This window comes from Flavobacterium sp. ACN6 (assembly GCF_002304005.1).
GTDB lineage: Bacteria > Bacteroidota > Bacteroidia > Flavobacteriales > Flavobacteriaceae > Flavobacterium.
Genome location: NZ_MRCQ01000009.1, coordinates 45,215 through 58,037, shown reverse-complemented (window position 1 = coordinate 58,037; position 12,823 = coordinate 45,215). Strand labels below are relative to the sequence as shown.

At 35.7% G+C, this 12,823-nt stretch carries 6 protein-coding genes; all 6 read right to left on the bottom strand.

The features are described from left to right. Positions 1-238: 238 nt before the first annotated feature. Positions 239-2,185, bottom strand: coding sequence for a sialate O-acetylesterase (locus BSF42_RS14700; protein WP_095953844.1), 1,947 nt, complete (start codon positions 2,183-2,185; stop codon positions 239-241). A 113-nt stretch (positions 2,186-2,298) separates the two neighbouring features. Then, the gene (locus BSF42_RS14695; RefSeq protein WP_141248463.1) at positions 2,299-3,801 is read right to left on the bottom strand and encodes a cellulase family glycosylhydrolase; all 1,503 of its coding nucleotides are present in this window, start codon (positions 3,799-3,801) and stop codon (positions 2,299-2,301) included. A gap of 86 nt (positions 3,802-3,887) precedes the next feature. Next, positions 3,888-6,131 carry a glycoside hydrolase family 3 C-terminal domain-containing protein gene (locus tag BSF42_RS14690; RefSeq protein WP_095953843.1) on the bottom strand — a complete coding sequence of 748 codons (2,244 nt, stop codon included), beginning with the start codon at positions 6,129-6,131 and terminating at the stop codon, positions 3,888-3,890. Between the two features lie 92 nt (positions 6,132-6,223). Next, positions 6,224-7,798 carry a glycoside hydrolase gene (locus BSF42_RS14685; RefSeq protein ID WP_095953842.1) on the bottom strand — a complete coding sequence of 525 codons (1,575 nt, stop codon included), beginning with the start codon at positions 7,796-7,798 and terminating at the stop codon, positions 6,224-6,226. A gap of 150 nt (positions 7,799-7,948) precedes the next feature. Then, complete coding sequence (locus tag BSF42_RS14680) at positions 7,949-9,955, bottom strand: glycoside hydrolase family 97 protein (RefSeq protein ID WP_095953841.1); 2,007 nt, start codon at positions 9,953-9,955, stop codon at positions 7,949-7,951. A 370-nt stretch (positions 9,956-10,325) separates the two neighbouring features. Further along, positions 10,326-12,725, bottom strand: coding sequence for an alpha-xylosidase (locus BSF42_RS14675; RefSeq protein WP_095953840.1), 2,400 nt, complete (start codon positions 12,723-12,725; stop codon positions 10,326-10,328). Positions 12,726-12,823 lie beyond the last annotated feature (98 nt).

Genomic DNA, 12,823 nt, shown 5'->3' with positions numbered 1-12,823 from the left:
TAAAATCTATCTAATACCTATCAGGTTTTAAAAACCTGTTAGGATAGAAAATCAGATGTTTATTTTTCTACCGATGAAATGTTCCGATGGAACATGTCATACAGATGTAAAAGTTTTTATATAAATGTAAAATAGATTGTCATTCCTTTTAACTAATCACTAGGCACTAAGTACTAATTACTAGGGACTAATTACTAAGGACTAGATCAATAACAACTAATCACTAATCACTAAAAAACTACTTACTCACACTATACTTCTCATTCGCCGTAATCATTTCCCAATTGTCGGTTCTAAATGGCGATGCAGGAAATTTTTCTTTATTGAAAAGATTGATTGTCGTATCGTCATCTGCCCAGCCGTAATGAACTGCAACAGGATTTAGAACTTTCTCACTTGAAACAATTATCTTATTGTCTTTAATTATCGCTTTCGCTGCATGGAAAACTTTGTCTGAACCAGCGATTTCAAATCCTTTAAGTTCATTGTTATTTAGCGTTGATAATCCGCTTCCTGTATTATCGAAAGTAAGGATAATTTGGTTTCCTTTTATCTCCTGCGATTTGTAAGTTGGACCGCTGTGAACTTGCTTTTTTCCGTAAAGATCATTCATTGCAATTGCCGCTAAACGCAGTCCAATATCTTGTTTGTTAGTTGGGTGAATGTCTTTTGCGTTTCCGATATCGGTTGTAACTGCCATTCCTGTATTTGGAAGTTTAAGCGTTTCAGATTGTGCTTCGCGAAGTTCTGCCCATCGGCTTCCTTTTTGACTGTTGCCTCCAAATTCATCAAAAGTTGATAATTGAACAAAATAAAATGGAAAATTACCTTGTTTGAATTTGGTTCTCCAATCGTTAATCATTAACGGGAAAGACTTTTTGTATTCTTTTGCTCTCCAAACATTGGCTTCACCTTGATACCATAAAACACCTTGCATAGCATACGGAACTAACGGATTTACCATTGCGTTGTATAATAAGGATGGATAACTATTTGGTGAAATGGCAATTTTTACCTGAATGACATTGAATTTCCAAAGTCCGTCAAGCGGAAAATTTGAGCCTTTAAAATCAATTTTTAAATCGGTTGGGTCGCCGTAGATACCGCCGCCACCGCTATAATCTGTAATTCGAACAGCGATTACATTGGTTCCTTCTTTTAAAACATTGGCAGGGATTTTATAAACCCTTAGTTTGTCCCAAAGATTATTAGTTCCTACTTCAACTCCGTTTACATAGGTTTTATCTTCGTCATCTACTTTTGCTAAATGTAATATTGCTTCTTTTTTTGCTTGTTCTGCCGTTAAAACAATTGTTTTTCGCATCCAGACAATTCCATCAATGTTTCCAATCTGCTGATTTTCCCAAAGTGAAGGCACTTTTATTTCCGGCCAATTTTTATCCTGAAAATTTGGGTCTTTAAATTGAGTTTCATTTTCCATGGAAACATCAAAACCTTGTACTTTTTTCAGATTGTCTAAAACCGATTTTTTATAAATTTCAAAAACCGAATCAATATCTACAACTGGAACATCGGCAATCATTGCTTTAAATTCTGGACTGTTTTGAAATGCTTCACGGCTTGTCCAGGTTTCTACATTGGTACCGCCCCAAGAAGTATTAATGATTCCAATTGGAATTTTTAATTCTGAATATAGTTTTTTGGCGAAATAATAACCTACTGCCGTAAAATTACCAACGGTTTCTTTGCTTGAAACTTCCCATTTTCCTTGTTTCAAATCGTCTTTTGGAGTACCGCTTAAATCTTGAGCAACACCAAAATGACGAATCATTGGATAATTAGAATCGGCAATTTCTTTTTCGGCATTCATGGTTTTTATAACCTGAAATTCCATATTCGATTGTCCGCTGCAAATCCAGACTTCGCCAACCAAAACATTTTTGATTGTAATTTTATTTTTTCCAATAATGATTAATTCAAATGGGCCTCCGGCTTTTTCAGCACTTAGATTTACCGTCCATTTTCCGTTTTTATCGGCTTGTGTTTTCTTAATTTGTTTGTTGAAATGAATTTCTATACTTTCATTGGCATCGGCAAACCCCCAAATCGGAATTTCTTTGTTGCGCTGAAGTACCATTCCGTCCGAGAATATTAAAGGCATTCTCACATTAGCATTAGATATATAACTAAAAATCAACAAAATAAAAACAACAACTTTTTTCATTTTTTCTAATTTAATTGTTTTTAAACCCTATAAGTGATATAAGTTACTTTAAGTTTTTATTAACGATGTGCTTAAATTTACTTATATCACTTATATGGTTTTTAACCTCATTTTTATTGTAATCCTTCTTTTAAAGCGTTTAAAGCTTGAGTATCAAAAACAGAATTATCGCTTCTTTTGAAAATTCCGAAACCATTATTTCCTATGCTTCCTTCATCCCAATAGAATGGTAATAATCCATTTGCTTTTGCAGTTTTTACAACCGTTTTTAAATAATAGGCTCTTGAATTTAAATGTAAAGTCAAAGCATCTCCTGTTAATGTCGTTCTGCGGATTGCTCCAAATTCTCCCAACAAAACTGGAATTCCTTTATCAACAAATTGGGTTTTCATCAATTTAAAATTCTTTTCTAAATCAGCTTCTTCTCCCCAAGTGGCATTTCGTTCTGTATCGGTTGTAGAGTGGAAACCATTACCCCAATAGTAGAACATTTTGCCCCAAGTTTCATCTTTGGTCAATCCAGCAAAATTCCAAGGTGAATAATAATGTACTTCAACCATCATTCTGCCTGTAACTTTATCTACTGGCAATGTAGTCATTAATTTGTTTGTTTTTTCGATATCTGTTGTCGGGCCTTGAACCACTAAAACACGAGAAGCATTTTTACCTCCAGTTGAACGAACAGCATCAATAAAAGTTTGGTGATATGACGTTAAAACCGCCATTTGCGCTGCATCTTCTACTGCTGGTTCGTTGGCACTTGCAAAAAGTAAATGTTCGTCAAATCCGCGTAAATGCGTTGCAATCTGCTCCCAAAAAGCTTTTTGTTTCGCGTTGTTTTCTACCTTTTTAGCTTCGGTTATATTATTCTCCAGCCAGCCGCCGTCCCAGTGTATATTAACCACAACATACATATCATTGTCTACACAATATTGAACTACTTCTTTAACTCTGTTCAGCCATTCGGTTTTGATTTTTGCCGTTGCAGCATTTTCTAGATTCTGATTCCAAGAACACGGAATACGGATCGCATTAAATCCATTTGCTTTTACAGCGTCAATCAAAGCTTTAGTCACTTTTGGATTTCCCCAAGCTGTTTCGCCTCCAGTCGCTTCAAGCGTATTTCCGATATTCCATCCTAGTTTAATTTTTGATGCTAATTCAACTGCTGAACTTGCCATTCCAGAGGCATCTGCCGCAATTGGATTTGTATTATAACTTGGATATAAACCTGCCGCAACTCCAGCTGCCTGAGAAACTGTAATTTCTGAAGCATTACCTTCAGTAGAAGTTAATTTCAATACTGCATTTCGTACTGCTGTATCTACATTTTCTGAAGCTGTAATTTTGACAATTGTACTTCCAGAAGTTCCAACTGCCTGACTTAATTTGATCCAGCTTGCCTGATTACTTAAAGTCCAGTTTGTAGCGTTGGAAGTAATAGTTATCTCAACCGTAGTTTCTTTGCTTTCTAAATCAATTTTATTTGTGCTCGCACCAAGTGTCTTTATGGACACTGGAGGTGTATCTTCTTTGTCTGAACTGCAGGCTAAAACTCCTAGAAATGCAAAACATAAGGCAAAACTTAATAGGTAATCTTTAATTGTTTTTTTCATTTTATTTGGTTTGGTGGTTAATATCAACGCCAGCTTAAAAGGGCTGGCGTTGATTATAGTTAGATTTTATGAAAAGAAAACAGCTGTTATTTAACTGTTACCTGAATTTCTTTTTTAATATCTCTAGAAGAAGTTCCTAACTTAATAGTATATTTTCCAGGTTCAACTGTCCATTTTTTGGCTGCAACATCGTAGTAAGCCAATTCTTTTACTGGTACTTTAATAGTCACTTTTTCTGAACCACCCGCTTTTACATCAGCTTTTTTGAATCCTTTTAATTCCTGAGCTGCACGTGTAATTTTAGAATCAGATTTAGAAGTATATAATTGTACTACTTCTTTTCCGTCTACTTTTCCAGTATTTTTAACGTCAACTGTAACTTCAATTACATCGTTTTGAGCATACGCTTCTTTATTTGCTTTAGCATTATCAAGCGCAAAAGTTGTGTATGATAATCCGTAACCGAAAGGATATAATGGCGCAACATTTTTAGTATCAAACCAACGGTATCCGATCAAAATTCCTTCAGCATAATTTACCGTTTTGTCTCCAGGGAAACTGTTTGTTGCATGTGCAGGAGAATCTTTTAGTTGTTTAGGCATTGTCCAAGGTAATTTACCTGACGGATTTACTTTTCCTAAAATAACATCTGCCAAAGCATTTCCACCTTCAGAACCGTTGAACCAGCTCCAAACTAACGCAGAAGATTTCTGGCTTACTTCATTAATATCAAATGGAGCTCCTGCAATCATTACTACAATAGTTTTAGGATTTGCTGCAGTAACTTTTCTGATTAATTCTTCTTGTCCAAAAGGCAAGTGTAAATCTCTACGGTCTGAAGCTTCTGTTTCGTAATCACGGTTTGAACCCGCAAAAATAATCGCAACATCTGAATTTTTAGCCGCTTCTACTGCTTCTTGAACTTTAGCGTCATCCAATTTATCAATTGTAACAGGTCCTGTAGAAGTAATATTTCCTAAGTTTCCTTTATTTTTTTCGTCGTAACGCTCTAAATAACCTTCTGCGTAATTGATTTTAATTGAAGAAGGTAATCTGTTTTTAAGACCTTCTAAAGGGGTAACTTCTCTTTTTGTTTTCACTCCAGCTCCAAATCCGCCAAGAGCGTTTTTCTTTGTAGCATTGTTTCCTATAACTGCAATCGATTTTACACCGTCCAATTTTAATGGTAAAGCATTGTTATCATTTTTCAACAATACAATCGCTTCTGCTGCAATTTTGTAAGCGTCTTGGTAATGCGCTTCTGTTGCGATGCTTCCTTTTGCACGCTCGCCTCCGCCCATTGCTTTAACTTGGAACAAAACTCTTAAAATACGTTTTACATGCAAATCAATTTCTTTTTCTGAAACTTCACCAGATTTAACCGCAGCGATTAATTTATCGGCTAAGAAAAATTCGTTGAACGGTTTTGGTGTTCCCATTTCAATATCTAAACCATTTTTCAATGCTTTTGCTGTAGAATGCACTGCGGCCCAGTCTGAAACTACTACACCTTTAAATCCCCATTCGTCGCGAAGGATTTTATTCAGCATATAATCGTTTTCACATAAGTATTCGCCTCTAAATTTATTATAAGCTCCCATAATACTGTACGCTTTTGCTTCTTTTACCGAAGCTTCAAAAGCGGGAAGATAAATTTCACGAAGTGTACGCTCGTCAATTTGTACATCGACAAAATCACGATTGGTTTCCTGATTGTTTGCTGCATAATGTTTTACGCAAGCCATTACATCTTTTTCTTGTAAGCCAACAATCAAAGGCACCGAAAGTTTTTTATTTAAGAACGGATCTTCAGACATGTATTCGTAAGTTCTTCCTCCAAGCGGTGTTCTTACCATATTGATGGCTGGCGAAAGTAACATGTCTTTGTCTCTTGCGCGTAATTCTTCTCCTAAACTAGCCCCAAAAGTATGTGCCATCTCTGCATTCCATGTTGCCGCTAAAGCACCTCCTGCTGGATAATAGGTTGCAAAGTCATTTGTTAAACCTGCCGGAGCCCAATTGTCGCGTGAAATTTCTTCACGAACTCCCAATGGACCGTCGGCCATTTTTAATTCTGGAATTCCTAAACGTTTTACGCCTGCGTTCGCAAACATACTGTTACCGTGCAGCATTCCAATTTTTTCTTCCAATGTCATCTGCGAAATCAATTTGTCGATTTCAGCATCATGATCTGTGCTTATTTCTTTTCCTACGTATTCTTCGGTCTGTGCCGAATCCGAATTTGAAGCTTCAGTCTTCGCATCATTTTTACAAGAAGTAAACAATGCAAAAACAACTGCTGCCGAAAGGAATATCATTTTGTTTTTCATAGATAGTTAGGTGTTTAGATTTAAAGATTCTCAGCCTCACAAATGATCTTTAAATACCGTTAATATTATTTTTTATGTTTGTGTTTTTTTGTTTATTGTTTAATCAGATTAAGAAAAAAAACATCATTTTCATTGATTTTAAATTCTCTGCTGAAAGTTCCTTTTCCGTCAATCGTAATTTTTTCTGTTGCAATTGGTGCGCCGTTGTTTTTTTCTTTTAACGAATTAACCTGCTGACGTGTTAACTGACTTGGTTTATTCATTGCCAAATAATCTGCATAAACGTCGTTTGATTTATATCCTACTTTGTAAATTTCCAGCAGATATTTTCCTTTCTGCATTCCATCAACTTCAACTTTTACTTTTACTTTTTCTTTTGATGGAAGATCCTGAACATAGTATGTTTGGTTCCAAACTTTATCGCCCGGATGCGTATTGGTAAAATCCCATAGCAAAACTTGTACATCGCCTTTGGCATTTTTGGAAGTCCACGAAGCTTTATCTGAATTTTGAAGTTCTGTTTCCCCTAATTTATTCATTAAATAATAAGAGAAATAGGCCGGCTTTTTAATTCCTTGTGTATTTAACAATCCGAAACCTCCGTGAAAAGGTGTAAATCTTGGTCCTGGTTCTTCAAAAATATCAGTAAAAACCCAATATGACATGGAGTTTGCATCATTGCCGACTTGCTTCAATTTCTGCAGTATATAAGCTGCCGAATGATAACTGTCGTGAATTGGATCGGCTGGCGTATAAGATGAACTCCATTCTGTATAATGCAATTCTAAATTAGGTTTAGCCGAATTAGTGATTTGCTTACGCGAATTGCTGACATCTCCGTTGACACTATTTATGTCTGGGCTCAAAACTGTTCCAGAAGTTCCGAATTCGTCTAAATATCCTTGGTTTACACCATAAGTATGAGTCGAAATAAAATCTAAAGGCACATTATTTTTAACACAAAAATCAATTGTTTCGGGAACCCATCCTGCACCTGCTGTTGCTGGTCCGCCGACTTTATATGCAGGATTTACAGCTTTTACACCACGCGCTGCATAATCGTATAATTTAAAATATTCTGCTTGAGTTCCTGTCCAAAAACCTGGTGATAAGTTGGGTTCGTTCCACACTTCAAAATACCATGTTTTTACTTCTTCATCTCCGTAACGTTCCTTAAAATGTGTGGTTAGATTTTTAATTAAATCTTCCCATTTTTTATAATCTTTTGGAGGTGTTACATTTCCTTTCCACCAAAAAATAGTTTCTTTTCCACTTGCTAAAGCATTAGGCATAAAACCTAATTCTACAAACGGTTTCATTTTCAGGCTCACAATATAATCAAACAAAACGTCTACATATTGGTAATTGTATTCCGGATTCCCCTTGTTATCTTCACGATAAACGGCCATATCATCTGACAATAAACCATGAAAACGGATGTATTTAAAATCGCATTCTTTTTTAACCAATGCCAATTGCTGCTGCCAGTCGGCTCTCAAACCTTCGTTTGCTCTTCCGGCACCAATGCATTCTTTAAACATGGTATTTAATTTTCCTGCTTCTTTTTTATAATCAACTTTTATGATTCTGTTTTCAGCGGTTTGTCCAAACAAATTTCCATTGGTTAACAGTAATGAAAGAAATAGTATTATGGAATATTTTTTCATTTGATAATAAGTATTTATTTGATTATTGGAACTTAGACGCACTGCAGTGCGTCTCTACAATATACGTAATCATTGCGTTACGAAACCCGACAGGTTTAAAAACCTGTCGGGTTTAACATCTAACGTCTCACATTTAACTTCTAACTCAAATTACAATTTTTTAAATCTTACTGCTCCACCACCAGCTCCGCCTAATTTTAGGTTTAGAACATCTGAAGCTTTTACTGTTTTCTTAGAAATTGCAACTGCTTCTGGATTGTGCGTTTGATCTGTTCCTTCGGCATCAACATAAATTTGTGCTTCGTAAGTTGCATTTGGATCTAAGAATGATAATGAAATCGCTGCATTTCTTGGTTTTTCATTCGTAAGAGTTCCCAAATACCAGTCTGCGCTGTTTCTGTCTTTTCTTGCCGTTGTGATATATTCGCCAATTTTTCCTTCTAAGATTTTAGTGTCTTCCCAATCGGTCGGCACATCTTTTAAGAATTGTAAAGCTGGTTTTCCTTCGTAATTTTCTGGAAGATCGGCCAACATTTGAATTGGAGAATAAATTGTTACATACAATGCCAATTGCTGTCCCACTGTTCCTTGAATTCTTTTTCCTGGATAACCTTGTTTTACCTCAACATCAAAAATTCCAGGTGTAAAATCCATTGGTCCAGAAAGTAATCTTGTAAATGGAATAATACTTAAATGGTTTGGCGGATTTCCTTCGCTCCATGCGTTATATTCTTGTCCACGCGCTGCTTCTCTTGAAACCATGTTTGGGAAAGTTCTTCTTTCTCCTGTATCTTTGATTGATTCGTGGTATAAAACTGCTAGATCATATTGTGCTGCTTTTTCTAAAATGTATCTGAAATAATTCACTCCAAATTGTCCAAAGTGCATTTGCTTCATATTCAATTTAGAACCCACGTGACCAATTTTTACCGTATGAATTCCTAGTTTCTTGTATAAAGCAAAACCTTCATCAACTTCTTTTAAGTAGTTAATTAAGTTCGAACCTGTTTCGTGGTATCCTATTAATTCAATGTTCTTTTTCTTTCCGTATTCCACTACTTTTTCAAGGTCGAAATTGTCCGCACTTTTCGTGAAGCTGAACATGTGCATACGGTTTTCATACCAGCCCGGCGTCCAACCTTTGTTCCATCCTTCGATCAATAAATGATTGAACCCTTCTTTTGCTGTAAAATCAATATATGCTTCTGCATTTTTGGTTGTAGCTCCTTGTTTGTCACTTTCCCAGAAAGTATATTTTCCGATGTGCATTCCCCACCAAATTCCTAAATATTTATAAGGTTTGAAATAACTTGCTGTATTTTTTAATTTGTTTGGTTCGTTTAGGTTTAGAACCAAATAAGAAGTAATCAATTCTCCTGGATTTTCTCCAATTTGAAGTGTTCTCCAAGATGAAGTAAACGTATCTTTTACGCGAACTTTTACTCCGTCAGGCCACGGCACTAAATCCGATTTTAATTCGGTTCCTTTTGTGTTTACCAAAGTCATACTTGCAAAATCAATTAGATTTGCTTCGTGAAAACTTAATGCCAATCCGCTTTTACTTTCAATTGTTAATGGAGTTAAAACGGTGTCCAAAGTACTTACCGGCGCATCTTTGAAAAGATATTCGTCGCGGTTTTCTCTGTTTGCTGGAATCCACCATGCTTTTCCGTCTTCTTTTAATTTAAAAGTTGTTTTTTCATCCGTGATAAAAATACTGTCTTTTACATTTTGCTTTGGATACACATATCTAAAAGCAACTCCGTCATCGAAAGCACGAAATTGAATTTGTAATTTTCTTTTGTTTCCTGTTTTTTGTTGTAAATCAACTACAAGCTGATTGTAATTGTTTCTGATGTTTTTCTTTTCTCCCCAAACTTGTTCCCAAGTTTCGTCAAAAGTTGAAGTTTTGGCACCTTTAATTTCAAAATTTGAGCTTAAATCTTCATTTCCTTTTAGCAAAAATCCCATATCTGACGGAGAAATCACTTCGGTTTTTCCGTGAGAAACGGCATATTTTGGAGCATTTTTTACGAGCTCAAATTTGATTTTGTTTTTTCCGTTTGGCGATGCCAGTTCGTAAGCGTTTTTGTTTTTCTGACTGTAGCCAATTGCTACTGAAAACAAAACGGCTGGGAGAATTAGATAGTTTTTCATGTTTTTTGAATTATTTTTTTTGCCGCAGATTTAAAGATTAGAGAGGATTTTTATTTTTTTCTCTCGCTGATTGAGCAGATTGAGCTGATTTTAAATATCACAAAAATCTGCCTGATCTGCTAAATCTGCGAGAGTAATAATCTTTTTTAATCCTTTAATCTGTGACTATATTTTTTAAACACATAGAATCATAGCTTATTAGAAACTTAAAAAAAGGCGTTTCACTTATGTCAGTTCACATAGTTTTTCTATGTGTGAGAAACTAGTTTCTTTTTATTTTCTTTGATCAGAAACAAAAAACTATGTTTCTATGTGTTTATTTTTTCTCGCAGATTGAGGAGATTTTTAATTTTTAATTATCAATTTTTAATTACTTAACCCACTCTGTTTTAAAAGTGGTTTTTCCGTTTAACGGATTGGCTGCTACGTCAAAATTGTTTCCGTTTTTGTTCACTTTTATTTCTTGTACGGCATTGCCTTCTGGTAAAAATACTTTGGCTGTCGCCGAAGTAGTTTTGTCGCTTGCATAAACTTTTAATGTCAGTTTGCTCCAATCCATATCTTTTGTAGACTGCGCTAAACCAATGTGTGGAATTGCAGTTCCGTCTTTAACCAAAACGATAATTGGAATTTCACCAGCTTTGATTTTATGCCATCCAGATTGGTAAACTTTTTTAGTTTGATAATCAATCCAAGTTCCTTCAGGAAGGTAAACATCTCTTTCTTCAACTTCTTCAAAAAGCGGTGCCACCAACATACTTGAGCCAAATAAATACTGATTATCTACTAACCAAGCTCCCGGATCGTTTGGATATTCTACAAATAAAGCACGCATCATTGGAAGTCCTTTTTGAGAACTTTCTTTTGCCTGAGCGTAGATGTATGGCATTAATTCGTAACGCATATTATCTGCTTTTCTAAATCCTTCCAAGAAATCTTTGCTGTACAACCAAGGTTCGCGAGGCGGTTCTCCGTGGCTTCTTACGTGCGAAGTCAACATTCCGAATGGTGTCCATCTTCTGTAAATATTCTCTGGAGATTTAGTTGCGAAACCTCCAACATCATGACTCCAGAAACTGAATCCGCTAAGACCTAAAGAAAGTCCACCGCGTAATTCTGCAGACATTGCTCCGTTTGTGGTTTCAGAATCTCCTCCCCAATGTAAAGGATAACGCTGACTTCCTGCCCAAGTACTTCTTGCCCAGATTAAAGTATATCCTTTTTCTTTCTGAGTGATTTCTGCAACTGCTTTATTGTATCGTAATGGGTATAAATTGTGTTCGTAAAAACCTGTTCTTCCAGAATGGTAAATTCCGTCTGGCGGTGCCGCTTCTCCAAAATCTACTTTGAAAACCGCAACTCCTTCATCAAATAATTTTTTCAATTTTCCTTGATACCAAGTTACCGTTTCTGGATTTGAGAAATCTAAAACCGCATCTTCATACGGAAGGTTTCCTTTTCTGTCTCTTACTGCTAAGTTTTTATCCATAATTTCAGGAAACAAAGTGTTTTTTGGCGTGAAATAAGGCAATTGCCATAAACAAACCTGGAAACCATCTTTCTTTAAATCGGACATCATTTTTGTAGCGTCTGGGAAACGAGATTTTGCAAACTCGTAGTTGTTTCTCCAATCTACATCAAACCAACCCGTATCAAAGTGAATAACATCTGTTGGAATTTTATATTTACGCAAATCTTTTGCTACTTCGCGTCCTTCTTTTTCAGAGAAATAGGTAATACGGCTCATCCAGAATCCGAAAGACCAAAGTGGCGGCATTGCAGCTTTTCCAGTTAAATTGGTGTACTGATCTAAAACGTCTTTTGGTTCTCCGATGAAGAAAAACAAATCGGCTTCGTCATCGCCAATATACATTTCGTTTGCACTTGAGAAATATTTTCCGAAGTCAACCGTAATTGGTGTTGAATGATGCATGAAAACTCCGTAACCGCGGCTGCTCATATAAAACGGAATCGGTTTGTACATGGTTTCATTTTGGATTCCGTTGGCGTCATCTGCCCATAAAACTACTTTTTGACCACGTTTGTTTAATTGTGTGAATGATTCTCCGCAACCAAATATTTTTTCGTCTGGCTCTAAACTAAAAGCCGCACCCATACTTCTTGAATAATCGCTGTTTCTGCGAACATAAGAAAACGGAAGTGTTGGTGTATATGTGTTTTTAAAATCAGTATCGTGAAGTGTACTTGTCAACAATTTTCCTTTTTCATCGTAGATTTTTACGTGCCAAGGTTTTGTCAAGATTTCAACTTTTCCGTGTTTACTTGTATAACTGTGACCGCCTTCAATTTTAGAATATTTCCATAATTCAGGATGATTTGGCGCAACACCGTCAATCAGCATTAAAGATTCTTTTTGCGGATGAAACTGTGGTCCAGATGTTGTTTTAATACGAACTGTTCGATCTGAAACAAATTGAATTTCAAATGGTAAAACAGGAGATTCTTCGTATTCTGTTGTTGGAAATTCGTTTGCTTTTTCCACATCAGGTTTCATCATCATATTGTTGAAAGCCTGACGCGTTTTATAATTGTATCTCAAATATTTTATAGTTCCTTTTCCCGTTGCAGGATCAAAAGATGCCAATTCGTCTGCGAAATAAAAAGTATTCAGGTAATTCTGAAAATCTTTACTGATGTCTATTGGTGCATTTAGTACGTCTGCATTTTGGATTTGAGCCGATGCTTTTGGCGTCAAAACAAATCCAATCATAAAAGCTGAAAACAATGTGGTTAGTGATGTGTTTTTCATTAGTTTAGTTTTTGCATTTCGTTCCTGCAAGGTTTTCAAAACCTTGTAGGTTTACTATTTTTTATTCTATACTTTACTATTTATACCTACAAGGTTTT

Bases quoted from the DNA above. Each gene is read 5' to 3' on its own strand.
- BSF42_RS14700 (WP_095953844.1), bottom strand. From the start codon at position 2,185: ATGAAAAAAGTTGTTGTTTTTATTTTGTTGATTTTTAGTTATATATCT.
- BSF42_RS14695 (WP_141248463.1), bottom strand. From the start codon at position 3,801: ATGAAAAAAACAATTAAAGATTACCTATTAAGTTTTGCCTTATGTTTT.
- BSF42_RS14690 (WP_095953843.1), bottom strand. From the start codon at position 6,131: ATGAAAAACAAAATGATATTCCTTTCGGCAGCAGTTGTTTTTGCATTG.
- BSF42_RS14685 (WP_095953842.1), bottom strand. From the start codon at position 7,798: ATGAAAAAATATTCCATAATACTATTTCTTTCATTACTGTTAACCAAT.
- BSF42_RS14680 (WP_095953841.1), bottom strand. From the start codon at position 9,955: ATGAAAAACTATCTAATTCTCCCAGCCGTTTTGTTTTCAGTAGCAATT.
- BSF42_RS14675 (WP_095953840.1), bottom strand. From the start codon at position 12,725: ATGAAAAACACATCACTAACCACATTGTTTTCAGCTTTTATGATTGGA.